The sequence below is a fragment of the Actinomadura litoris genome (genome assembly GCF_009733595.1).
Classification (GTDB): domain Bacteria; phylum Actinomycetota; class Actinomycetes; order Streptosporangiales; family Streptosporangiaceae; genus Spirillospora; species Spirillospora litoris.
In genome coordinates this window covers 362055-385655 of record NZ_WOFH01000004.1, presented here as the reverse complement: position 1 = coordinate 385655, position 23601 = coordinate 362055, and the positions used below count along the sequence as shown (strand labels likewise).

At 77.4% G+C, this 23601-nt stretch carries 23 protein-coding genes; 7 read left to right on the top strand and 16 right to left on the bottom strand.

The features are described from left to right. The first annotated feature begins 161 nt into the window (after positions 1 to 161). Together GNZ18_RS13165 and GNZ18_RS13160 are read left to right on the top strand one after the other, a co-directional pair. Positions 162 to 1211, top strand: a complete 1050-nt coding sequence (locus tag GNZ18_RS13165; protein WP_156216616.1) for an NAD-dependent epimerase/dehydratase family protein — start codon at positions 162 to 164, stop codon at positions 1209 to 1211. 60 nt (positions 1212 to 1271) lie between these two features. Continuing rightward, the gene (locus GNZ18_RS13160; protein WP_156216614.1) at positions 1272 to 1532 is read left to right on the top strand and encodes a hypothetical protein; all 261 of its coding nucleotides are present in this window, start codon (positions 1272 to 1274) and stop codon (positions 1530 to 1532) included. 46 nt (positions 1533 to 1578) lie between these two features. On the opposite strand, the gene GNZ18_RS13155 is transcribed toward GNZ18_RS13160, so the two are convergent. Beyond that, positions 1579 to 2841 carry a carboxylate-amine ligase gene (locus GNZ18_RS13155; protein WP_156216612.1) on the bottom strand — a complete coding sequence of 421 codons (1263 nt, stop codon included), beginning with the start codon at positions 2839 to 2841 and terminating at the stop codon, positions 1579 to 1581. A gap of 187 nt (positions 2842 to 3028) precedes the next feature. Next, positions 3029 to 4201 (bottom strand): serine hydrolase domain-containing protein, encoded by a 1173-nt coding sequence (locus GNZ18_RS13150; RefSeq protein ID WP_173390756.1) that lies wholly within the window; start codon positions 4199 to 4201, stop codon positions 3029 to 3031. Positions 4202 to 4489: 288 nt separating this feature from the next. Here GNZ18_RS13150 and GNZ18_RS13145 point away from each other — a divergent pair, with 288 nt between their 5' ends. Next, positions 4490 to 5071: a cysteine hydrolase family protein gene (locus GNZ18_RS13145; RefSeq protein WP_156216607.1), complete on the top strand. Its 582-nt coding sequence runs from the start codon at positions 4490 to 4492 to the stop codon at positions 5069 to 5071. Positions 5072 to 5083: 12 nt separating this feature from the next. Beyond that, entirely contained in the window at positions 5084 to 6007 is a 924-nt protein-coding gene (locus GNZ18_RS13140) for a GlxA family transcriptional regulator (protein ID WP_214619325.1), read from the top strand. A 37-nt stretch (positions 6008 to 6044) separates the two neighbouring features. On the opposite strand, the gene GNZ18_RS13135 is transcribed toward GNZ18_RS13140, so the two are convergent. The 3 genes from GNZ18_RS13135 to GNZ18_RS13125 all read right to left on the bottom strand — a co-directional run bounded on the left by GNZ18_RS13135 (position 6045) and on the right by GNZ18_RS13125 (position 8542). Next, entirely contained in the window at positions 6045 to 6671 is a 627-nt protein-coding gene (locus GNZ18_RS13135) for an IMPACT family protein (protein ID WP_156216605.1), read from the bottom strand. Positions 6672 to 6721: 50 nt separating this feature from the next. Then, the gene (locus GNZ18_RS13130; protein ID WP_312874478.1) at positions 6722 to 7453 is read right to left on the bottom strand and encodes a DUF3152 domain-containing protein; all 732 of its coding nucleotides are present in this window, start codon (positions 7451 to 7453) and stop codon (positions 6722 to 6724) included. A 303-nt stretch (positions 7454 to 7756) separates the two neighbouring features. Beyond that, on the bottom strand, positions 7757 to 8542 hold the full coding sequence (locus GNZ18_RS13125; RefSeq protein ID WP_156216603.1) for an HAD-IIA family hydrolase: 786 nt from the start codon (positions 8540 to 8542) through the stop codon (positions 7757 to 7759). A 46-nt stretch (positions 8543 to 8588) separates the two neighbouring features. Here GNZ18_RS13125 and GNZ18_RS13120 point away from each other — a divergent pair, with 46 nt between their 5' ends. After that, positions 8589 to 9038, top strand: coding sequence for a RidA family protein (locus tag GNZ18_RS13120; protein WP_216651271.1), 450 nt, complete (start codon positions 8589 to 8591; stop codon positions 9036 to 9038). Positions 9039 to 9133: 95 nt separating this feature from the next. On the opposite strand, the gene GNZ18_RS13115 is transcribed toward GNZ18_RS13120, so the two are convergent. From GNZ18_RS13115 to GNZ18_RS13105, 3 genes are all read right to left on the bottom strand, one after another. Then, complete coding sequence (locus GNZ18_RS13115; protein ID WP_214619328.1) at positions 9134 to 9709, bottom strand: TerD family protein; 576 nt, start codon at positions 9707 to 9709, stop codon at positions 9134 to 9136. A gap of 132 nt (positions 9710 to 9841) precedes the next feature. After that, positions 9842 to 11695, bottom strand: a complete 1854-nt coding sequence (locus GNZ18_RS13110; RefSeq protein WP_156216598.1) for an acyl-CoA dehydrogenase — start codon at positions 11693 to 11695, stop codon at positions 9842 to 9844. Continuing rightward, the gene (locus GNZ18_RS13105; RefSeq protein WP_312874477.1) at positions 11685 to 12767 is read right to left on the bottom strand and encodes an ACP S-malonyltransferase; all 1083 of its coding nucleotides are present in this window, start codon (positions 12765 to 12767) and stop codon (positions 11685 to 11687) included. The genes GNZ18_RS13110 and GNZ18_RS13105 overlap by 11 nt, the downstream gene beginning before the upstream one ends. Positions 12768 to 13037: 270 nt before the next feature. On the opposite strand from GNZ18_RS13105, the gene GNZ18_RS13100 reads away from it, so the two are divergent. Continuing rightward, the gene (locus GNZ18_RS13100; protein ID WP_246249733.1) at positions 13038 to 14138 is read left to right on the top strand and encodes a 3-oxoacyl-ACP synthase III family protein; all 1101 of its coding nucleotides are present in this window, start codon (positions 13038 to 13040) and stop codon (positions 14136 to 14138) included. Positions 14139 to 14188: 50 nt separating this feature from the next. Here the strand turns inward: GNZ18_RS13100 and GNZ18_RS13095 are convergent, their stop codons facing one another. From GNZ18_RS13095 to GNZ18_RS13060, 8 genes are all read right to left on the bottom strand, one after another. Continuing rightward, the gene (locus tag GNZ18_RS13095; protein WP_156216593.1) at positions 14189 to 14635 is read right to left on the bottom strand and encodes a DoxX family protein; all 447 of its coding nucleotides are present in this window, start codon (positions 14633 to 14635) and stop codon (positions 14189 to 14191) included. A gap of 114 nt (positions 14636 to 14749) precedes the next feature. Then, a complete protein-coding gene (locus GNZ18_RS13090; protein WP_156216591.1) occupies positions 14750 to 16186 on the bottom strand; it encodes a hypothetical protein in 1437 nt (478 codons plus the stop codon). Beyond that, positions 16162 to 16779 carry a class I SAM-dependent methyltransferase gene (locus GNZ18_RS13085; RefSeq protein WP_312874476.1) on the bottom strand — a complete coding sequence of 206 codons (618 nt, stop codon included), beginning with the start codon at positions 16777 to 16779 and terminating at the stop codon, positions 16162 to 16164. Before GNZ18_RS13085 ends, GNZ18_RS13090 begins: the two co-directional genes overlap by 25 nt. Beyond that, positions 16776 to 17480 carry a TIGR04282 family arsenosugar biosynthesis glycosyltransferase gene (locus GNZ18_RS13080; protein ID WP_312874475.1) on the bottom strand — a complete coding sequence of 235 codons (705 nt, stop codon included), beginning with the start codon at positions 17478 to 17480 and terminating at the stop codon, positions 16776 to 16778. The genes GNZ18_RS13085 and GNZ18_RS13080 overlap by 4 nt, the downstream gene beginning before the upstream one ends. Next, positions 17477 to 18145 carry a glycosyltransferase family 2 protein gene (locus GNZ18_RS13075; RefSeq protein ID WP_312874474.1) on the bottom strand — a complete coding sequence of 223 codons (669 nt, stop codon included), beginning with the start codon at positions 18143 to 18145 and terminating at the stop codon, positions 17477 to 17479. The genes GNZ18_RS13080 and GNZ18_RS13075 overlap by 4 nt, the downstream gene beginning before the upstream one ends. A gap of 37 nt (positions 18146 to 18182) precedes the next feature. Then, positions 18183 to 19202 (bottom strand): NAD-dependent epimerase/dehydratase family protein, encoded by a 1020-nt coding sequence (locus GNZ18_RS13070; RefSeq protein WP_156216588.1) that lies wholly within the window; start codon positions 19200 to 19202, stop codon positions 18183 to 18185. A gap of 138 nt (positions 19203 to 19340) precedes the next feature. Continuing rightward, complete coding sequence (locus GNZ18_RS13065; protein WP_173390755.1) at positions 19341 to 20156, bottom strand: IclR family transcriptional regulator; 816 nt, start codon at positions 20154 to 20156, stop codon at positions 19341 to 19343. 67 nt (positions 20157 to 20223) lie between these two features. After that, a complete protein-coding gene (locus GNZ18_RS13060) occupies positions 20224 to 21231 on the bottom strand; it encodes a helix-turn-helix transcriptional regulator (protein WP_312874473.1) in 1008 nt (335 codons plus the stop codon). A 63-nt stretch (positions 21232 to 21294) separates the two neighbouring features. Here GNZ18_RS13060 and GNZ18_RS13055 point away from each other — a divergent pair, with 63 nt between their 5' ends. Then, a complete protein-coding gene (locus tag GNZ18_RS13055) occupies positions 21295 to 23592 on the top strand; it encodes an ATP-binding cassette domain-containing protein (RefSeq protein WP_156216584.1) in 2298 nt (765 codons plus the stop codon). Positions 23593 to 23601: the final 9 nt, after the last annotated feature.

The following is a 23601-nucleotide window of genomic DNA, read 5'->3' as shown; positions in this document are numbered from 1 at the left end:
CCCGCCCCGGGGCCGCCCGGCCCCTGCCCGGCCCGCACGCGGCGCCCGCCCGGCGGCGACGCATACAACGCCGCCAGGCGGGAATGGGCCCGACCCGTCCACCTCACCACCGGACGACCACACCACCAAGGCCAGGCAGGGCCGAAACGGGGGAGTTCACCATGCGGGTCGTCGTCACCGGCGCCACCGGCAACATCGGGACCAGCACGCTCGCCGCGCTCGCCGCGGACCCGCGCGTCACCGCCATCACCGGCATCGCGCGCCGCCTCCCCCACCGCGAGGCCCCCAAGACCACCTGGGAACGCGCCGACATCACCGACACCGACCTGGTCCCCCTGCTGCGCGGCGCCGACGTCCTGATCCACCTGGCGTGGCTGTTCCAACCCACCCACCGGCCCCCCGTCACCTGGGACGCCAACGCCGTCGGCAGCGCCCGCGTGTTCGAGGCCGCCGCCCGCGCCGACGTCCCCGCCCTGGTCTACTCCTCCTCCGTCGGCGCCTACTCCCCCGGCCCCAAGGACCGCGCCGTCGACGAGTCCTGGCCCACCCACGGCTGGCCCGGCGCCGCCTACAGCCGCGAGAAGGCCTACGTCGAACGGCTCCTGGACGCCCACCAGGCCCGCCACCCGGACCGGCGCGTCGTGCGGATCCGCCCCGGATTCATCTTCGAACGCCAGACCGCCGCCCAGCAGCGCCGCCTGTTCGCCGGGCCGCTGCTGCCCGGCCGCCTCGTCCGGCCCGGCCTCATCCCCCTCGTCCCCGACCTGCCCGGCATGCGCCTCCAGGCCCTCCACTCCGCCGACGCGGGCGAGGCGTTCGCGCTCGCCGCGCTCGGCGACGCCCGCGGCGCCTTCAACATCGCCGCCGACCCCGTCCTGGACGCCACCGAACTCGCCGGGCTGCTGGACGCCCGACCCGTCCGGCTGCCCGCCCGCGGCGTCCGCGCCGCGCTCGCCGCCGCCTGGGCCCTGCGGCTGGTCCCCGCCTCCCCCGGCCTCCTCGACCTCGCGCTCCGCGTCCCCGTCATGGACACCGCCCGCGCCCGCGACGAACTCGGCTGGACCCCGCGGCACACCTCCCGCGAGGCCATCGCCGAGTTCCTGGACGGCCTGCGCGCCGGCGCCGGACGCGACACCCCGCCCCTGTCCCCCGACACCAGCGGACCCGCCCGCGCCCACGAGATCTCCACCGCCCTCCGCCGCCGCCCCTGACACCACCCACAACCCGACACACCCGCGATCCGCAGCCACGCAGCACGAGGAGGCCGCCCAATGCCCATGATCACGCCCGCCCACCTGCACGCCCTGCTCGCCTCCACCGACCGCGGCGCCGCCCTCGTCCTGCTCGCCGGGCGCCCCGCCGTCGTCCCCTCCGCCACCGCCGCGGACGCCGACGCCGACGACGTCCTGGTGATCACCACCCGGGACGCCGTCATCGCCGAACTCGACACCGGCGCCAACGACGAGCAGCTCGAACGCCTCGCCCAGCGCCTCGACGTCGCCCTGGACAGCCTCGACATCCTCGGCGGCTGACCCCGCCGACCCCGCCGCGCGGCCCGCCGTATTCGGGCGGGGACGGTCAGGGGAGGCCGCCCCGGTCCTGCGCCGCGTCCCCGACCGGCCCGACCGCGCCGGGAACGACCGCGGCCGCCTCCAAGGGGCCGCCCCGGGCCGCGCCCGCCCCGCCATCGGGCGCCCCCGGCGACGGGTAGGGCAGCACGCCCGACTCGGTGTCGCGGGCCAGCGCCTCCAGCAGCGCCCGCCGCCCCCGCGCCGCCGCCCGCCGCTGCCGCCGCGCGCCCGTCCCCTCCCGCCGGACCGCCTCCACCGCCGCCCGCACCCACGCCAGGTCACCGGTCCGCGCCAGCGACGGCGCCGCCCGCGCCACCAGGTCCCCCAGCAGCCGCCACGCCGGCACCGCCCGCCCGGTGAAGGGGTCCAGCGCCGGGCCGTCCATACCGTGCCGCGCCGCGCCCCACAGCGCCGCCGCGCACACCTGCTCGTCCAACCGCGGCGCCTCCCGCCCCGCCGACAGGTCCGCCAGCGCCGCGCCCACCAGCCCCCGCACCAGCGCCGCCTGCAACGCCGCCTCGTCCGCCGTCGCCGCCGCGTCGGCCGCCCGCACCTCCACCGTCGGCCACCGCGGCGACGGGCGCGCCAGCCAGAACGTCATCGCCGGGTCCACCAGCACCCCCGACTCCACCAGCACCGCCACCCGCCGGTCGTGGTCGGCCGCCGACGCCGACCACGGCGGCACACCCGCCCCCGGGAACCGCGCCAGCTCCACCAGCCGGTGGCTGGCGTACCCGGAGTCGCGGCCGCGCTGGAACGGCGAGTTCGCCGACAGCGCCAGCAGCGGCGCCAGCCACGGACGCAGATGGTTCACCACCGCCACCGCCGCCTCCCGGTCCGCGACGCCCACGTGGACGTGGCAGCCGCACGCCTGGTAGTCGGCGATCACCGTGCCGTAGGCGGCGGTGATCCGCGCGAACCGCTCGCCCGGCGACGGCGGCGGCGCCGCCCCGCCCAGCACCGGCGCACCCGAGGACACCAGCCGCATCCCGCCCGCCCGCGCCGCCTCCGCCAGCCGCGCACGCCCGAACCGCAGCTGCGCCGCCAGCCCCGGCACGTCCCGGCACACGCCCGTGGCCGCCTCGACCTGCGAGGTGAGCAACTCGGTCTGGAACGACCCGCCCGTCCGCGCCCAGCGGTGCCGCCGCGCCCGCGCCAGCACCCCCTCCGCCCCCGGAACGCTCTCGCCCGTCACCGCGTCCACCAGCAGGAACTCCTCCTCCACCCCCAGGCTCACGCCCGAGGCGCAGGAGTCCGCCACCTCGCCCATACCGATCCCCCCAGTCCGACCCGTCCCCCTCACCCCGGGACATGCCCGAACAAACCGGTCTTTCCCACCCCCGTCCAAGATCTTTCCAATGGGGTCGGCGCCCCGGGCCGACCGTCCGCGCCCCCGCGCGCCAGGCGAGCCGGACGAGCCAGACGACCGGCCCAGGACACCCCCAAGGCGGACGCCGTCACGAGGACGGGCAGAACACCCGCTCCATCGCCGTGCCCGCCGCCTGGCCCGCCCGGCTGATGTCCTTGCCGCTCAACGTCAGCGACACCGCGAACTCGCGGCGGCCGTCATCGGAGTAGAAGGTCATCGCCAGGTAGCCGGCGGTGGTCCCGCCCATGACCTTGAACGTGCCGCACAGGTCCCCGCCCGCGAGCCCCCGGCCCCCCAGGGCGCCCTGGGCGCCCTGGGGGGCCAGGCCGCCGCCGCCGGGCAGCCGGTCGGTCAGCACGCGCTGCAGCTCCGGCGGCAGCAGCCTGCCCTGGACGAACGCCCGCTTGTAGACGCTCATGTCGCGCGCGGTGGAGACCACCCCGCCCGCCGCCCCGGCGATGCTGGCGTTGAACCGGTCCACATCGCGCAGCCGGCCGTCGGCGTCGGGATAGTAGCCGTGGCCGTGCGGCCCCCGGATGCCCTCCGGCGGCTTGAGCGGCAGGTAGGTCCGGGTCATCCCCAGCGGCCCGAACAGGTGGCCCTGCATCTCGGTCGCCAGGTCCCGGCCCGTCACCCGCTCGATGATCATCCCGAGGAGGGTGTAGTTGGTGTTGGAGTAGGCGTACCGCTCGCCCGGCTCGCCCGTGCGGGGGCGGCCCCGGCTCCAGCCCACGATGTCGAGCGGCGAGTAGTTCGTCGTGAAGTCGAACACGTCGAACGCCGGCTCCTCCCCCTCGCTGCCGTCCGGGTTCGGCTTGGCGGCGTACCAGTCGGGGATGCCGGAGGTGTGCCGGATCATCTGCCGCACCGTGATGTCCTCGGCGCGCGCCACCAGGTCCTTCTCCACCACCACCGGCAGCAGGTCGGCGAGCTTGTCGTCCACGCCCAGCCGCCCCTCCTTCACCAGTTGCAGCACGACGGTCGCCACCATCTCCTTGGTCTGCGACCCGATCCGGAACCGGGCGCCCGGCGGGATCCGCCCGCCCTTCCCGTCCAGCAGCCGGGAGCCGCCGCTGCCCTGCCCCGCCAGCCTCCCGTCGACGTAGGCCGCGCCGACGACGCCCACCACCCCCGGGGTCCTCGCCGCCTCCTCCAGCGCCGCCTGCACGTCCCCCACCCGCGCCGGGGGCGCGGCGGAGGCCGTCCCCGCCGGCGCCGCCATCACCACGGCGGCACCGGCGGCCAGACCCGCCCTCCCCAACGGCCGACGAACCTTCCCCAACACCACGACGCACACCCTCTCGTGATCACCTTCCGCCGCCGGGGCGCCGCCCCGGCGCGGGCCGTCCCGGCCCGCGCCACCACTGAAGCCGCCGGGGCGTTGCGGCGGCGTATGCGCCTTTCGATACACCCGCGATACACCCCGCGATACGCCCCGACGCCCCCGCGCCGCGCCCCTCGGCCCGGGGTCGGTCCTGACCGGATCGTTCCGCATCACGCCGTGATGGTGCCTGCCGCGCGCCCCTGCCCGCCCGGCAGGATGACCGGTATGAACCGAGCGCTACTCGTCATCGACGTCCAAGAGTCCTTCCGCCGCCGCGAGCTGTGGCAGGCGGTGTCCGCCCCCGACATCGCCGAGCGCACCGCCCGGCTGGTCGAGGCCGCCCGCGCCGCCGGCGACCTGGTCGTGTGGATCCTGCACGCCGACCCCGGCACCGGCAGCCCCTTCGACCCCGCCTCCGGCCACGTCCGCCTCATCGAGGGCCTGGAGCCGCGCGACGGCGAACCCGTCCTCACCAAGACCTCCCGCAACGCCTTCACCACCACCGGGCTCCAGCAGCTCCTCACCTCCCACGGCGTCCGCGAAGTGGTCATCTCCGGCATCCAGACCGAGCAGTGCTGCGAGACCACCGCCCGCCTGGCCGCCGACCTCGGCTACGGCGTCACCTTCGTCACCGACGCCACCGCCACCTTCCCCATCCCCCACCGCGACGCCCCCGCCGGGCGCCCCCTCGCCGAGGTCCTCGCCGACCCCGCCACCCTGCCCACCGACCAGATCATCGCCCGCACCGAGTACGCCCTCGCCGGACGGTTCGCGACCATCGCGACCCTCGCCTCCTTCACCGGCTAGAATGACCGGATCGTGAACCAGATCGCCTTCCTGCTCGTCCCCGGGCTGCACCTGCTCGACCTCGCCGGGCCCGCGCAGGTGTTCTCCACCGCCGCCCAGGCCGGCCACCCCTACCGGCTCACCTACCACGCCGAGCAGGAAGGCGTCCCCACCGCCCAGGGCCTCACCGTCCAGGCCACCACCGACTGGCCCCGCCTCACCAGCGACGACATCCTGCTGGTCCCCGGCTGGCACCAGGACCCGGGCGCCCCCCACACCCCGCCCGTCGGCGAGCGCACCGCCGCCCGCATCGCCGCCCACCACGCCGCCGGCGGCCTGGTCGCCAGCGTCTGCGCCGGCGCGTTCGCCCTCGGCCACGCCGGGCTCCTGGACGGCCGCCGCTGCACCACCCACCACCGCCTCCAGGACGTCCTGGCCCGCCGCCACCCCCGCGCCACCGTCATCCGCGACGTCCTCTACGTCACCGACGACCGCGTCGTCACCTCCGCCGGCATCGCCAGCGGCATCGACCTCGCCCTGCACCTGGCCGCCGCCCGGCACGGCCCCCGCACCGCCGCCCGCATCGCCCGCGCCATGGTCGTCTACGCCCGCCGCAACGGCGACGAACCCCAGGCCAGCGCCATGCTCCGGCACCGCGCCCACCTCAGCGACACCGTCCACCACGCCCAGGACCTCATCGACACCGGCTACACGCGCACGCTGCCGCTGGCCGACCTCGCCGCCGCCTCCGGCGTCAGCGAACGCACCCTCAGCCGCCGCTTCACCGCCGCCACCGGCCGCACCCCCCTGCGCTACCAGCAAGAACTCCGCCTGGAACGCGCCGAGCACCTCATCTCCCAGGGCGCCACCACCGAGGCCGCCGCCCACGCCGTCGGGTTCGCCGACGCCCGCATGCTCCGCCGCCTCCGCGCCACCGCCCCCCGCCAGACCGCCTGACCGGCGGTACCCCCGGCAGCGGGACGGCCGAGCCGGCTCAACCGGTGACCGGCACCTCCACGAACCCCGGCGCGCCCCGCCGCACCCGCGCCCGCCCCGCCGTCGCCTCCGCCGCCCACGCCTCGAACGCCCCCACCCCCTCCACCGGCACCACCACGTCCGCCTCCACCCCCGCCCCGTAGCGGACGTCCCCCGGACGCAGCCCCCGCCCGTGCAGGTCACCCAGGAAACGCCCCGCCAGCGCGTGCTCCACCTCCACCGTCACCGTCACCACCGGGCGCAGCTCCACCACCCCCACCGCGTCGACCGCGTCCGCGACCGCCTGCCCGTAGGCGCGCGCCAGCCCGCCCGCGCCCAGCTTCACCCCGCCGAAGTACCGCGTCACCACCGCCGCCGTGCCGGTCAGCCCCCGCCGCACCAGCACCTCCAGCATCGGGATCCCCGCCGTCCCCGCCGGCTCCCCGTCATCGCTGCTCTTGGCGATCTCCCCGCGCTCGCCCACCACGTAGGCGGTGCAGTTGTGCGTCGCGTCCCGGTGCGCCCGCCGATGCGCCGCCAGGAACTCCACCGCCTCCGCCTCGCCGCCCACCCGGGCGAGCGTGCAGACGAACCGGGACCTGCGGACCTCCAGCTCACGCGAGCCCGCACTCTTGATCATGCGCATGGTCGCACCGAGTCTAGGCCCCGCACCCCGCCCCGCCCGACCCCCCGTGATCAGTCGGGGTGCGGCCACGGGTTCGCGCGGCACCCGTACAGCGACTTGCTCTGCTGCACCATCACCGGCGCCCGCCGCCCCCGCCCCGGGCACCCCGCGTGCCCGTGCCCCAGCGCGTGCCCCACCTCATGGCCGATCAGGTACTCCCGGTAGGACGCCAGGTCCGCGCCGTAGGACGCCGCGCCCTCCCCGTACCGGCGCGCGTTGATCACCGAGCGGTCCCCGTGCCCGCACGACAGCTCCCCGCCCGTCACCAGCGGCGCGCACATCCGGTCGGTCATCGCCGGGCTCGACAGCGCCACCCGGAACCGCACCGGACCGCCCGCCACCCGCTCGAACCGCATCACCCCGCCGTGCCCCCACCCGCGCGGATCGTTCAGCACCCGGTGCACCTCCGCCGCGAACTCCGCGCCGTCCAGCGGCAGCCCCCGCTCCACCTCCACCCCGTACCGGACGAGCGTCCCCCGCGCCCCCGCCGGCGGCGCCGCCGTCCCCGGCACCCGCGCGTACGACCCGGCCGCCGACTCCGGGACCCGCACCCGCACCGGCTGCCGCCGCCCGTTCACCACCGGACCCGCCGCGGCCGGGTCCGCCGCCAGCGCCGACACCGCGTCCCCCAGCCCGTGCCCGGAAAGGGCGGGCCGGACTCTGACCGGATCCCCGGCGGGCACCGTCAACGCCGCGTCGCCGCCCAGCAGCACCACGACGGCGCCCGGCGCCAGCCACCGCACCCGCCGGCGGGCACTCCAGCGGGCCCGCCATCGGCCATGGCGCGCATGAGACGGATCGCTGGACCTCCGCACGGCTCCCCGGATCGGCGTCGGGCACCGGAACCGCCCCGCGAGGGCACCGGCGCGGTCACCCGCCGGCGGCCCGCGCCGCCGTCCCCCCGCCCGCCCCCGAGACGCGCCCCGGCGCGAATCGATGAACCACGCGGGAACCTAGCCGACCACGGGCCGCCCAAACCACCCCGGGACAGGACACCCCCGGCACACGCCGCCGGGACGGACCGCCAGGCCCGCCGGGGCCGCGGATCAGGCTCCGACCAGGTCGATCACGTCCGCGATCGACGGCACCACCCGCGACGGCCGGAACGGGAACCGCTCGACCTCCTCCTTGCGGGTCACCCCGGTCAGCACCAGGATCGTCTCCAGCCCCGCCTCCACGCCCGCGACGATGTCGGTGTCCATCCGGTCCCCGACCATCGCGGTGCGCTCGCTGTGCCCGCCGACCACGTTCAGCGCCGTCCGCATCATCAGCGGGTTCGGCTTGCCGACGAAGTAGGGCTCCACCCCCGTCGCCCGCGTGATCATCGCGGCGACCGCGCCGCACGCCGGCAGCGACCCCTCCGGCGACGGGCCGACCGGGTCGGGGTTGGTCGCCACGAACCGCGCGCCGCCCTCGATCAGCCGGATCGCCCGCGTGATCTGCGAGAAGCTGTAGGTGCGGGTCTCGCCCAGCACCACGTAGTCGGGGTCGATGTCGGTGAGGACGAAGTCGGCCTCGTGCAGCGCCGTCGTCAGCCCCGCCTCGCCGATCACATACGCCGACCCCTGCGGGCGCTGGTCGGCCAGGAACCGCGCCGTGGCCAGCGCCGAGGTCCAGATCGACCCCGCCGGCACCTCCAGCCCCAGCGCCGCCAGCCGCGCCGACAGGTCCCGCCTGGTGTAGATCGAGTTGTTGGTCAGCACCAGGAACGGCTTGCCCGAGGCCGCCAGGCGGCGCACGAACTCCTCGGCGCCCGGCACCGGCCGCCCCTCGTGCACCAGCACCCCGTCCATGTCGGTCAGCCAGTAGTCGATCGGCCCGCGCTCGGTCATGCCCCCATTGTCGCAGGTGACGATCACCGGCCGGTACCGTGACCGGGTGAGCGACGACAGCGGCCCCCGCGCCGGGACCGGAATCCGCGACATCGACAGCCCCGACCTCGCGCCCGGGCCCGGCTACAGCCACGCCGTGTCCGCCGACCTGCCCGCCCGGCTGGTCGTGCTGAGCGGCCAGATCCCCCTGGACGCCGCCGGCGAGCTCGTCGGCCCCGGCGACCTGGAGGCCCAGACCCGGCAGGTGTTCGCCAACCTGCACGCCGCGCTCACCGCCGCGGGCGCCGGGTGGGAGCACGTCGTGCGGCTCGGCTACTTCCTGCGCGACGCGCGCCGGGTCGGCGTCGTCCGCGCCGTCCGCATGGAGGTGCTGCCCGCCGGGGTGTCGCCCGCCGCCTCGCTCATCGAGGTGCCCCGCCTCGTCCGCGACGACTTCCTCGTCGAGATCGAGGCGATGGCCGTCGTCCCCGGCGCAAGGGCGGAACCGGCCCGATGAGGACGGGGCGCCCGGGTCCCCGAAAGGACCCGGGCGCCCCGGCGCTCATCCCGTCCCGGCGGTCCTCACACGCCCCGCCCCGGGCCCCGGGCGCCTCAGACGTTCACGCCGAAGTCGGAGGCGATGCCCGCCAGACCCGACGCGTAGCCCTGGCCCACCGCGCGGAACTTCCACTCCGCGCCGTTGCGGTACAGCTCACCGAAGACCATCGCGGTCTCGGTCGAGGCGTCCTCCGACAGGTCATACCGTGCGATCTCGTTGTTGTCGGCCTGGTTCACCACCCGGATGAACGCGTTGCGGACCTGCCCGAAGCTCTGCTGGCGGCCGTCGGCGTCGTAGATGGAGACCGGGAACACGATCTTGGCGACCTCGGCGGGGACGCTCGTCAGCCCCACCTTGATCTGCTCGTCGTCGCCCTCGCCCTCACCGGTGAGGTTGTCGCCGGTGTGCTCGACCGAGCCGTCGGGGCTCTTGAGGTTGTTGAAGAACACGAAGTGCTGGTCCGAAAGGACCTTGTTCTCCGCCGAGCACAGCAGGGCGCTGGCGTCGAGGTCGAAGTCGGTTCCGGTCGTGGTGCGCACGTCCCAGCCCAGACCCACCACGACGGCGGTCAGTCCGGGAGCCTCCTTCGTCAACGAAACGTTGCCGCCCTTGCTCAGACTGACTCCCACTGTGCCTACCTCCGTATCGCGCGTCGCGGATGCCCTTCACCCGCGCGCTCTGTAACGAGAACGGTAGCCACCCTGCGCGGGTTCCCCCGCATCCTTTCCGAACTCCCGGCGTGGCGCCGGCGTCTTCCCCTGTCAGCCGCCCCCCGGGCCGCCCGCGCCGGTGAAGGCCGCGGGCGGCGCGGTGACCTCGGAGGGCAGCTCCAGCGCCGCCGCCAGCTCCGCCGCGTCCGGCGCGAGCGCGTCGCCGACCCGCCGCCGCGCCTCCGCCGCCTCCTCCAGCACCCCCGGCCGCGCCACGCCCTCGTTCAGCAGGTCCCCGGCGCGGCCCTCCAGCCAGTCCAGCGCGTACAGGGCCAGCGTCCGCCGCAGCGCGGGCGGGCCCGACTCCGCCGCGCCCGCCACGATCTCCAGCACCGTCCGGTCCGCGCACGCCCGCGCCGTCCGCGCCGCCAGCGCCAGGTTGTCGTTCCAGGCGGCGAAGTCGTCGGCCCCCGCCTTACGCGCGGCCTCCACACGGTCCGCGAGGCGGTCGCGGAGCCGCCGCTCGACCTCGCCCGCCAGGGACAGCCACGTCCGCGGCGACTCCAGGTCCCCGCCGCCGGGCGGTCCGGGTCGCGCGGGGGGCGGGGTGTAGCGGTCCAGCGCCGCCATCGCCCGGGCCGTGTCGTACAGGATCAGCTCGTTGTCGCCGCCGGCGTTCAGGTAGGCGTGGGTGAGGCCCCGGTAGGCGTTGAGGCGCTCCACCGCCGCGAACCCCGGCGCGCCGCTGTGCACCCGGCACCGCGACACCGTCTCCTGCGCCTGGACGGTCGCCGCGACCTTCAGCAGCGCCAGGTCCCGGTCGACCGCCGACCACGGCGCCCACGCCGTGCCCGGCCCGCCCGGCGCGGGCGCCGCCGCCGGCCGCGCCTTGACGTGCCCCGCGACGGCGGTCAGCGCGTACGCCGAGGCCAGCGCCCCGAGCACCGCCTCCCGCTGGTTGCGGTAGTCGGTCAGCGGGCGGCGCGGCCCGAGCCGCCCCAGCGTGCCCCGCCCCGCCGAGTGCGCCAGCAGCGTCCCCGCCGAGGCCCGCGCCACCGCCGCCGACGCCGAGATCACCGCCCGCCACACCGGCGGCGCGATGCCCATCGACCGCGTCAGCCGCGCCGCCGCCGACCCCGCCGGATCGTGGAAGGCGCCGCCGTCGATGCGGGCGCCGTCGCGCAGCCACGCCCCGTAGGGGACGTGCAGGTCCTCCAGCAGCACCGCCGCGTAGTCGACCCGCAGCCCGCTGGTCTCGGGCGCCGCGACGACCCGGACGCCGGCGGGGACCTCGCCGCCCGGCCCCCGCAGCGGCACCACGAACACGAACACCCCGCGCTCGACCCCGGCGTGCACCAGCGTCGCGTACACCGCCGCGACCTTGGGGACGCCGGGATGGCCCGCGCTGGTGGGGAACTTCGCCGCCGCCGCGTCGGGGGTGCTCAGCACGAACCCGCCGGTCGCCGGGTCGTGCCGGGCGGTCGTGCGCGGCGACAGGTGGCTGTTGCTGCGCCCCACCTCGGTCATCAGCAGCGTCCCGAACGCCTCCATCGACTCCAGCGCCGCGCGCGCCTCCGCCGGGCCCCCCTGGCCCCCCGGGCCCTCCGGGCCGTCCCGCCCCTCCCCGAACCGCATGATCGGGCCCAGCGCCAGCGTGTAGTGCAGCAGCATGACGTGGAACAGCGCCGGGTCGGCGATCGCGGCGCGCTCCAGCAGCCCGCACAGCGCCGGCGGGTCGGCCAGCAGCGCGGCGGCCGGCGGCGCGGCCCGCCCGGCGCGGCGCAGCCGCGCGTAGGTGAGGGCGAGCCGCTCGTCGGCGGTCAGCCCGGAGGGGTAGCCGAAGCAGTCCGGGGGGACGGCCTCGGCCAGCCACGCGCGCGCCGCGTCGTCCAGCGCCGCCGTGCCGCGCACGAACTCCCGCAGCCCGAGGCCGGCGCCGGTGCCCGCGCCGGGATCAGTGGCCATCGTGGAGCTCCCCCTCGCGTCCGGGCGCCGGGGAGATGCCCGCCGCCGACTTGCCCTCGGCCGGGGACGCCCCCGCCGCGCCGGACGGCGGGGCCGCCGGCCGCCCGGCGGAGGGGCGCTCGCGCAGCGGCGCCAGGGTCCGCGCGTCCGGCACCGACAGCCGCGCGCACCGGCACAGCGCGCTGCCCGGCCCCGCCTCGGTGAACACCGTCGCGCCGGCGGCGTGGACGGCGCGCAGCGCCTCCGGCAGCCGCACCGGCGAGACGACGCAGTCGGCCAGCGCCCGGTGCAGGTCGTCGGCGTCGGTGTAGGCGCGGCCCCGCACCGGGGAGTGCACCCGCACCCGCAGGGGCCGCTGCGGGAACCCGCGGATCGCCGCGTACCACTCCTCGTCGGCGCCCGCCATCGCCGGATGGTGCGACAGGTAGGGCACCGCGAGCCGGACGGCCCGCACCCCCCGCGGCGCCGCCTCCGCCAGCACCGCCTCCAGCGGCTTGTCGGGGCCGCTGACCACCGTCACCTCCGGCGCGTTCAGGCACGCCACCACGACCTCCGGCGCGTCCGCCGCCGCGATGACGGCGCGGGTCGCCTCCTCGCCGGCCTCCAGCATCCCCATGCCGCCGCCCGCGCCGTGCCGCGCGAGCACCTCCACCAGCGCGACCGCCATCCGCGCGCCGTCGGCGATCGCGAACGCCCCCGCGCACACCAGCGCGGCGATCTCCCCGAAGCTCTGCCCGACGGCGTGGCCGGGCTGGATCCCGCCCGTCCGCAGCGCCCGGTCGACCGCGACCGAGGCGGCGTACCCGCACAGCTGCGCGACGCCCGGCGCCCGCGCCGCCGCCCGGTAGCCGCCGGGGTTCTCCAGCAGGATCGCGCGCAGCGACGGCCACCCCGTGCGGGGCAGGCCCTCCTGCACCGCGTCCAGGACGTCCTCGACCGCGCGGGCGGCGGCCGGGGACCAGCGGGTGGGCGAGACCAGGTCGGGTACACCCGCCGAGCCGGTGCCGGCGAACAGGAAGGCACAGACGTCGTCGGGCTTGAGCTCCTCGGCCGGACGGAAGGACACAGGCACCCGGGGTCTCCTTACCTGAAAGGAAGGCTCGCTTTTCTTTCCGGATAAAGGCCGCTGAACAATTTTGATATGGAACAAAAACCCTGAAATGGGATTATTCACTCGTGGGATCGGTCTGGCAACCGTCGGTCGCGTCAGCATGCGACGCCGCACGCGCCGATAGCGCGGCGGGCGGCACGTGCGCGCGGCGCCCGGCGGCGCGCCCCTGCGACGCCAGGCCGACCGGCCCGCCACGGCCACCGGCCCCGCGCCGGTGGAGGGGAGCGACGCATGACCTGGAAGCAGACCGGCCCGCGGCTGCGAACCGACATGGCCGTTCCGGAGGGCGCGCAGAGCCCTCCCCCCAGGACGGAGCCGCGGCGGACCGAAACCCCCGGCACGGGATGGGCGATCCGGGGCACCGGCTCCTACCTGCCCTCCCGCCGCGTGGAGAGCGACGGCATCGCCCGCGCGCTGGGCCTGCCCCCCGACTGGATCGAGAGCCGCACCGGCATCCGCTCCCGGAGCGTCGCCGCGCCCGGGCAGGCCGCCTCCGACCTGGCCGCGGCCGCCGCCCGCCGCGCGCTGGAGCGGGCCGGGCTCGCCCCCGGCGACCTCGGGCTCATCGTCCTCGGCACCTCCACCCCCGACGAACTCGGGCCCTCCACCGCCTGCCGCGTCCAGGCGCTGCTCGGCGCCGGGCGGGCCGCCGCCTTCGACGTCTCCGCCGCCTGCACCGGGTTCGTGTACGGGCTCCAGGCCGCCGTCGGATGGCTGTCCACCCAGCGCGGCGCCGCCCCCTACGCGCTGGTCGTCGGCGTCGAGGTGTACTCGCGGTTCCTGGACCCCGCCGACCGCGCCACCTCCGCGCTGTTCGGCGACGGCGCCGCCGCCGCCGTCATCGGCCCCGCCCCCGGCCCGTACGGGATCGGGCCGATCACCCTCGGCTCGGACGGGACGCACGCCGGCGACGTCCTCATCCCCGCTGGCGGCAGCCGCGCCCCCGCCGCGCCCGAGACCCTCGCGGGGCTCGGCCACACCATCCGCATGGACGCCCGCGCCGTCCGCGGCTTCATCACCGAGATCTTCCCCCGGCTGGTCGCCGAGGCGTGCGAGGAGGCCGGGGTCAAGCCCGCCGACCTCGCGCTGGTCGTCCCCCACCAGCCCAACCCCCGGCTGGTCGCCTCGCTGGCCGCCGAGGCCGGGCTGGAGCCTGAGCAACTCGCCATCGCCGGACGCGACGCCGGCAACATCGGCGCCGCGAGCCTCCCCCATGCCCTGGACGCCGCCGTCCGCGCCCGCGGCCTCAAGGGCGGCGACCTGGTCCTGCTCGCCGGGTTCGGCGCGGGCGTGACCTGGGGCCGCACGCTCATCACCTGGCCCCCGACCTGACCCCGCGGGCCGGGGCGGCCCGGAGCCGCCGGCTCCGGGCCGCTTCCGGCTCAGCGGCGCGGCGCGCGCAGCAGCGCGCCGGTCTCGGCGCGGCGGTCCCACGCGATCACGGCGAACACCACCGCGAACGCGGCGGGCAGCGCCGCCCACGGCGCCGACAGCACCAGCAGCTGCGTCGCCGCGGCCCCCGCCATCAGACCGATCAGCCCGACCGCCGCGAGGCCCGCCAGCCGGGGCACCACCAGCCCGATCGCCCCCGCCGCCTCGACCGCGCCCGTCACGTACCGGAACCACTGGCCCCAGCCGATCTCCTCGAACGTCCGGACGGCCTCGGCCTGCCCGGCGAACTTCGGCAGCGCCGACCCGGCGAACAGGAACACCGCGAGCAGGATCTGCGCGCCCCACAGGACCCTGCGCAGCGTCCGGCGCCCGCCCCGCGTGGTGGCCGGTGAGGAGGCGGGGGTGGTGGCGGGGGTGGAGGAGGAGATGGCGGCCATGGTCGTGGTCCCTTCGTGCGAGGTGTCTCATCGGCTTTCACCGACGCGTCGCGCGGGCCCCGCCCCGATCGACATCCCCGCCGGAACTTTTTTCGCCGACCGTGCCGCCGAGGGTCACCACGGCGACAGCACCAGCGCCTGGACGGCCAGCGCCGTCGCCGCCTGCGCCGCCAGCCACCACCGCGACCGCGGCCCCCGCAGGGACGCGGCGGCCAGCGTCCACGCCGCGAACGGCAGCCAGATCCGCTCCACCTCGCCCTTGGTGACGCCCGACAGGTCCAGCGCGAGCATCCCCACCAGCGCCGCGCACACCGGCAGCGCCGCGCCCGGCCCCGGCCCCGGCGCTGGCGACGGCGACGGCGACGGCGCAGACCTCAGGGCCCGCGCCGCCCGCCGCACCGCCGCCACCGCGTCCAGCACCGCGTCCGGTAGCGCGTGGGCGACGGCCGGGCCCACCAGCAGCCCCAGCACCGCCAGGTCCGCGAACACGAAGTAGCCGTAGGAGCGCCGCGCCGACCCCCGGCTGACCAGGTAGGTGTCCAGCGTCGCGCGGACCCCGTCGGGCCACCAGAACCCCCCGGCCGTCAGCGCCGCGGGCACCACCACCAGCCCCGCGCCGAGGGCCGCCAGCACCACCGGGCGGGGACGCGCCGACAGCAGCACCGCCGCCGGCACCGCGAACAGCGGCAGCAGCCCGTAGCTCAGATACGGCAGGCAGCCCAGCAGCAGCCCCGCGCCCACCGCCGCCGCCACCCGCGCCCCCGGACGCGCCGGACGCCGCCGCGCCGCCAGCGCGGTCAGCGCCGTCCCCCACGCGCCCACGCCCAGGAACAGCGCGTCCATCGACGTCGCGACCCACACCCCCAGCGGGGCCAGCACCAGGAACGGGACCGCCGCGCGCGCCGCCCGCTCGCCCGCCAGCTCCCGCACCGTCACCGCGATCGCCGCCGCCGCCGACGACCCCGCCGCGATCACCAGCGCCGCCGCCCAGCCCGTCCCGGGCAGGCCCGCCCGCTCCAGCAGCCACAGCACCAGCATCGGCAGCGGCGGATGCCCCCGCACATGGGTGGTGTAGCCGCCGAGCCGCTCGGTGAAGGTCCGCAGCCACTCCGCCGGGTCGGGACGCAGCTGCGCCAGCCCCGCCGGGTACTCCGTCGGCGCGTCCAGCGGCCCGGACAGCGCGCCCGGCCCGTCGGCCACCGCCAGCGCCACCGCCCACAGCGCCGCGCCCGCCCACGCGACCGGCGGCAGCGCCCGCCACGGCAGCCGTGACACCAGCGCGGGCAGCACCGCCACCCCGGCCGCCGCCACCGCCAGCGCGGGCAGCATCCCCCAGGTCGGCGGACGGTCCCGCAACCGCGCGTGCAGCGGCGGCAACGCGTCCTCGGTGGCCAGTCCCGCGCGCCGCAGGTGCCAGCCGACGGCGAACGCCGCCGCGATCCCCGCCGCCCACACGACCACCGCCCCCGCCCGCACGGCGCGCCGCGACGGGCGGCGCCGCGCGGCCGGTGCGGAGGCGCGCCCGGTCAGCGGGTCAGCGTGGCGAACCACCGGCCCGACTCCTCCCAGACCTCCGCCACCCGCACCGCGCACGCGGCCGCCAAGCCCGCGACGGCGTCGGCCGGGACGTGCGCCCACGCGAACCACTCGCCGACCGACCGGCCCGAACGCAGCCGCAGCGGCTCGACGCGCGCGCCGCCGCCCGGCGGGTCCACCTCCACCAGCATCCGGCCGCCGGGCGCCAGCAGCGCCGCCACCCGGCGCAGCAGCGCCTCGGCGTCACCGCCGATCCCCACGTTCCCGTCGGCCAGCAGCACCGTCTCCCAGCGGCCCGCGCCCGGCACCCGCCCGAACACGTCCCGGCACAGCGCCGGACCGCCCGCCGCCACCGTCAGCGCCACGGCGGCGGGCGCGACGTCGATGCCCAGCACCGGGACGCCCCGGCGGGCCAGCGCCACCGTCAGCCGCCCCGGCCCCGACCCCACGTCCAGCGTCGCGCCCGCGCACCGCCGCAGCAGCCCCGCGTCGCCCGGACGCGGCGCCAGCCACTCCCACACCGGCAGCGGGCGGCGCCGCCCGTCGGCGTGCTCGATCTCCACCCGCGCCCCGCCCCGCAGCGCCTCCTCATACAGCTCGCCGATCACGCCGGGACCGTCCTGCCCCCGAGCCCGGCCCCGGGCCCGACCCCGCGCCTCGTCCCGAGCCTGGTCCCGAGCGCCCGCACCGCCGCCGCGAACTCCCCGCCCGGCGCCGCCGCCGCGACCGCCGCGGCGTCGGCGGGGGTGTCCACGTCGGTCAGCACCGGCAGGACCGCCGTCCGCAGCCCCGCCGCGCGCAACCGGCCCAGCACCGCCGCCCCGGTGTCGGCGCGCGACATCGGCACCCCGCGCAGCAGCGAGGCGTCCGGGCGGCGCAGCCCCAGCAGCCAGAACCCGCCGTCGGCCGCCGGTCCGAACACCGCCCCGTGCGTCGCCAGCGCGGCGCACGCCCGCTCCAGCAGCGCGGCCGTCACCTGCGGCGTGTCCATCCCCACCAGCACCAGCGGACGGCCCGCGTCCGCGTCGGCGAACGCGTGCGCGAGCCGCTCGTCCAGCCCGCCGCCGCGCTGCGCGCACACCGCGAACCCCTCCGGCAGCCACGGCCCCGGCGCACCCTCCAGTACCAGCGTCCGCCGCCCCGCCCGCGCCGCCGCGACCGCCGCGAGGGTGTCGCGCAGCGCCGCCCCCGCCAGCGCCGCCGCCTCCGCCGGCGTGTAGGCGGGGGTGAGGCGCGTCTTGACCCGGCCCGCGACCGGCTCCTTGGCGATGACGAGCAGATCGGCCGCTCCGGTGGCCGGCGCGCTCACGAGGCCGCCTCGGCCAGCACCCGCCGCATGTCGCGGACGGCGCGCACCGTCCCGCCGACCGTGCCGGTCACCTTCGAGGTCCCCGTCCGCGGCCGGTAGGGCACGTCCAGTTCGGCGACGCGCCAGCCCGCGCGGGCCGCGCGCAGCACCATCTCCAGCGGGTACCCGAACCGGCGGTCGGCCAGCCGCAGCGCGAGCAGGTCCGCGCGGCGCGCCGCGCGCATCGGCCCGAGGTCGCGCAGCCGCGTCCCGGCCCGCCGGTTCAGCGACCGCGCCAGGACGGCGTTGCCGAGCCGCGCGTGCGGCGGCCACGCGCCGCGCCCCACCGGCCGCCGCCGCCCCAGCACCAGCGCCGGCGCACCCGCCGCCCCCAGGTCGGCGAGCGCGGCCACCAGCCGGGGCAGGTCCGCCGGGTCCAGCGAGGCGTCGGCGTCCATCACGCACACCATCTCGGCGGTCGCCGCCAGCAGCCCCGCGTGGCAGGCCGCGCCGAACCCGCGCACCGGGGCCGGGACGACCCGCGCGCCGAGGTCCGCGGCCACGCGCGCGGAGTCGTCGGTGGAGGCGTTGTCGACCACCAGCGCACGGAAGCCGTCCGGCATCCGCGCCAGCACCCAGGGCAACGCCTCGGCCTCGTCGAGGCAGGGAAGCACCACATCGATCACGGGCTTGACGCTACTTTCGGTGACATCGGAACGACCCTTACGAACTCGTGACGGGCTGCCGCGCGAACTCCGCGACGCCGTCCGCGAACGCCACCGACGCGCCGAACCCCAGCTCGTCGCGCGCGCGGTCGGGCCGCGCCACGATGTGCCGCACGTCCCCCAGCCGGTAGCCGCCGGTCACCCGCGGCGCCGGGCCGCCCAGGGCGCCCGCCAGCGCCGCCGCCATCTCCCCGACCGTGCGGGGCCCGCCGCTGGCGATGTTGTAGGCGCGCGCCCCGCCCGGCGGCGCCTCCGCGAGCCGCTCCAGCGCCAGCACGTTCGCGCGGGCGACGTCGCGGACGTGCACGAAGTCGCGGCGCTGCGCCCCGTCCTCGAACACCAGCGGCGCCTCCCCCGCCAGCAGCCGCGACCGGAACAGCGCCGCGACGCCCGCGTAGGGGGTGTCGCGCGGCATCCGCGGCCCGTACACGTTGTGGTACCGCAGCGCCGCCACCGACCCGCCCGCCATCCGCGCCCACGACGCCGCCAGATGCTCCTGCGCGAGCTTGGTGTCGGCGTAGACGTTGCGGGGGTCGGGCGGCGTCTCCTCACCGACCGCCCCCGCCTGGAGGGCGCTCCCGCACACCGGGCACGGCGGCTCGAACCGCCCCGCCCGCAGCGCCTCCTCCGGCCGCGGTCCGGGCCGGACCCGCCCGTGCCTGCGGCAGGCGTAGGCCCCCTCCCCGTACACCACCATCGAGGACGCCAGCACCAGCGTCCGCACCCCCGCGCGGGCCATCTCCGCCAGCAGCACCGCCGTCCCCTGCACGTTCGCCGAGGTGTAGGCGGGCAGGTCGGAGGCGTCCACGCCGAGGCCCACCATGGCCGCCTGGTGGCACACCGCGTCCACGCCCGCCAGCCGCCGCGCGACCACGGCGGCGTCGCGGACGTCGCCCGGCGCGTCCCCGAGCCCGTCGGGCCGGAGGTCCAGGCCCCGGACCCGGTGCCCCGAGGCGGCCAGCGCCTCGGCGATGTGCGAACCGATGAAACCGGCCGACCCGGTGAGCAGTACGTTCATGCCGACGAAACTAGGACGCGGCGCCCCCGCGCGGCGGCCCTGGACGGCCCGGCGGCGCTCCTTGTTCGAACCTTGTAAGAACTCCGCCCGCGCGATGGCATGCGAGCGGCCCGCCCCTCAGGCGACCCGCATGCGGCCTCAGGCGCCGGGCAGGTGCCGGTGCAGCGCGGTCAGGCGGCCCGCCGCCGCCAGCACCGCCTCGGCCAGGCCGGGCATGCGGTCCGGGCCGAAACGCACCGCCGGGCCCTGCAGCGCCACCGCCGCGAACGCCCGGCCCGCCCCGTCGCGCACCGGCGCCGCGACCGCGCGGACACCGATGAGGCGCTCCTCCTCGTTGACCGCGTAGCCGCGCTCGCGGACGCGCGCCAGATCCTCCTCCAGCGCCGCGCGGGTCGTGAGGGTCGCGGGGGTGTAGCGGCGGTAGGGCTCCTCCATCGCCACGCCCCCCTCGGCCCCGCCGGCGTCGCCGGCCCCGTCGGCGAACGCCAGCAGCGCCTTGCCCATCGCGCACCCGTGGATGGGGTTGCGGGCCCCCGGCGGCTGGTCGTAGCGCAGCGGATGCGTCGAGGGCAGGTGCAGCAGGACCGCGACCTCGTCGCCCACCCGCACGCCCAGGCTGACCGCCTCGCCCGTCCCGTCCCGCAGCGCGGTCAGCTCCGGCTGGAGCAGCGTGGTGCCCATCCGCTCCAGCGCCAGCCGCCCGAGGATCGCGGTGGTCGGGCCGAGGAAGTACCGCTCGGTCTGGGCGTCCCGGCCGAGCATCCCCGTGTCGTACAGGGCCCGGACGATCCGGTGCGCGGTGCTGACCGACAGGCCGAGCCGGTGCGCGACCTCCGTCGGCGTCTGCCGCGCCGCGCCCTCGAAGGACCGCAGCACCGCGACGGCACGGTCCACCGACTGCGTTCCCGGCGTGGGCCGCCCCGCCGCCCCGCGCGCGTCGATCTCCTCGGTCACGGCTCCCATCCTCGCACCGGAACGCGCCAGGGCCGCCGCAGGGGCCGCCACCCGCCCGCCGCCGGGGTCACTCCCCGGCCGCGCGGAGCAGGCGACGCCCCAGGTCGGCGAGGCGCGCGGCCAGCTCCGGCGGCTCCCGCACCTCGAACTCCAGGTCCAGGAACGCGACGCGCAGCGCCGTCCACTCCAGCGAGTCGGGCTCGGTGCGCAGGAGGCAGGTGCGCTCGTCGACGGCCTCGACCTCCGCGCCGCTCACCCGGAACCGGTCGATCAGCTCCTCGGCCGGGGCGTGCACCACCAGCACCGCCCGCCGGACGGGACGGTCCCCCGCCCGCGACCGCGTCACGAACGCGGCCGCGTCGGGGGCGGGCAGCTCGCGCGGCGGGCACCGCACCCCCGTCCCGCGCGGATCGCCCATCCGGTCGACGCGGAACGTCCGCCACCCCTCGCGCCCGGTGTCCCACGCGACCAGGTACCAGCGGCGCCCCGCCGACACCAGCCCGTAGGGCTCCACCAGCCGGGCCGAGGCGGTGTCGTCGCGGTCGCGGTACCCGAACCGCAGCCGCTCGCGGTCCCGGCACGCGGCGGCCAGCACCGTCAGCGTCGCGGGCTCCACCACCGGGCCGGCGGGCGGCCCGGTCAGCGGCGTCGTCGCCGCGTGCAGCGCGTTCACCCGGCGCCGCAGCCGCTCGGGCAGCACCTGCTCCAGCTTCGCCAGGGCCCGCACGGAGGACTCCTCGATCCCCGCGACCGCGCCCCCGGCCGCGCCGCGCAACCCCACCGCGATCGCCAGGGCCTCCTCGTCGTCCAGCAGCAGCGGCGGCATCGCGGTGCCCGCCTCCAGCCGGTAGCCGCCCGCGGCGCCGAGCGTGGCCAGCACCGGGTAGCCGAGGGCGCGCAGGCGCTCCACGTCCCGGCGGACGGTGCGGGCGCTCACCCCGAGCCGCTCCCGCAGCTCCGGGCCCGTCCACTCCCGCCGCGCCTGGAGCAGCGACAGCAGGTGCAGCAGCCGAGCGGAAGCGGTGCCCGTGGTGGTAGCGGAAGCGGAGGCGGCGCCGGAGGTGGTGTCGGTCACGCTCACCAGTATGGCCGACAATGCGGCCAGAACCTGACCTCATTGGCTCCTAGCCTGGGCCGCATGAGCGCAGGCAGCATCGTGATCACCGGGGCCCGGCAGAACAACCTCAAGGACGTCTCGCTGCGGATCCCCAAGGAGCGGATCGTCGTGTTCACCGGCGTGTCCGGATCGGGCAAGTCCTCGATGGTGTTCGGCACCGTCGCCGTGGAGGCGCAGCGGCAGCTCAACGAGACCTACACCTGGTTCGTCCGCGACCGGCTGCCCAAGCACGAGCGGCCCGACGCCGACGCCATCGAGCACCTCGCCCCCGCCGTCATCGTCGACCAGCGGCCCATCGGCGGCAACGCCCGCTCCACCGTCGGCACCATCAGCGAGATCCACGCCGTCCTGCGGGTGCTGTTCTCCCGGCACGGCACCCCCTCCGCCGGGGAGGCCGCCGCCTACTCCTTCAACGACCCGCAGGGCATGTGCCCCGACTGCGAGGGCCTCGGCACGGTCGTCCGCCTCGACCTGGACGCCTTCCTCGACACCGACCGGACCCTCAACGAGGGCGCGGTGAACTTCCCGCCGTTCGCCGTCGGGACGTTCGTGTGGCAGCTCTACGCCGAGTCCGGGCTGTTCGACCCCGACAAGCCGCTCCGCGACTTCACCCCCGAGGAATGGGACACGCTCCTGCACGGCAAGGGGTTCCGCGTCCGCCGCCGCAACCGCACCGGGTCCCTCGGCCACAACGCCTACGAGGGCCTGGCCGAGCGGTTCGAACGCCTCTACATCCGGCGCGACCTGAACACCCTCACCGGCCGCACCCGCGAGGCCGCCCGCAGGGTCACCCGCGCGCTGCCCTGCCCCGCGTGCGGCGGCGCGCGGCTCAACCCGGCCGCGCTCGCCTCCAGGATCGACGGGCGCACCATCGCCGACCTCGCCCGCATGGAGGTCGCCGACCTCGCCCGGACGCTCACCGAGATCACCGACCCGGTCGCCGCGCGGGTCGCCGAGGCCGCGACCACCCGGCTGCGGCGGCTGGAGGAGATCGGCCTCGGCTACCTCACCCTGGACCGCGAGACCCGCACGCTGTCGGGCGGCGAGGCGCAGCGGCTCAAGGTCGTCCGGCACCTGGGCTCCAGCCTCACCGGCCTGACCTACATCTTCGACGAGCCCAGCGCCGGCATGCACCCCCGCGACGTCGACCGGCTTAACGGCCTGCTGGCGCGGCTGCGCGACAAGGGCAACACGGTGCTGGTCGTCGAGCACGACCCCGACGTCATCCGCGTCGCCGACCACGTCGTCGACATGGGGCCCGGCGCCGGCGCCCACGGCGGCCGGGTCGTGTTCGCCGGCACCGTCGCGGACCTGCGCGCCGCCGACACCGTCACCGGGCGCCACCTGCGCGGCGCCGCGCCCGTCAAGGCCGCCTTCCGGGCCCCCGCCGGGTGGCTGACCGTCGAGCGCGCCCGCACCCACAACCTGCGGGACGTCACCGCCCGGTTCCCCACCGGCGTGCTCACCGCCGTCACCGGCGTCGCGGGATCGGGCAAGAGCACCCTCGTGATGAAGGAGTTCGCCGCCCGCCACGACGGCGCCGTCGTCGTCGACCAGGGCGCGATCGCCGCGTCCCGCCGCTCCAGCCCCCTCACCCACCTCGGCGTCATGGACACCGTCCGCCGCCTGTTCGCCAAGGCCACCGGCGCCGACCCGGGCCTGTTCAGCCACAACTCCAAGGGCGCCTGCCCCGCCTGCGACGGCAACGGCCTCATCGTCACCGACCTGGCGTTCATGGACCCCGTCACCACCACCTGCGAGACCTGCCGCGGCACCCGCTACCGCCCCGAGGCCCTCGCCCACACGCTCCGCGGCGCGACGATCGTCGACATCCTGGCGATGACCGCCGAGCAGGCCCTGGACTTCTTCGCCGGCGACGCGCCGGACGGCGCCGTCGCGGCGCGGCTGCGCGCCCTCATCGAGGTCGGGCTGCCCTACCTCGCGCTCGGGCGGCCCCTCACCACCCTGTCCGGCGGCGAACGGCAGCGCCTCAAGCTCGCCGCCCACCTGCACCGCACCGGCGCCGTCTACGTCCTGGACGAGCCCACCACCGGGCTGCACCCCGCCGACACCGGCACGCTCCTGGCCCTCCTGGACCGGCTCGTGGACGCCGGCAACACCGTCATCGTCGTCGAACACGACCTGGACGTCGTCAAGCACGCCGACTGGGTCCTCGACCTCGGCCCCGGCGGCGGCCGGCACGGCGGCCGGGTCGTGTTCGCCGGCACCCCCGCCGCGCTGCTGGCCGACCCGGACTCGGTCACCGCCGCGTTCCTGCGCCGCGACCTGGCCGAACGTGCCCACCGGCCCGCGCCGTAGGCTCACCGC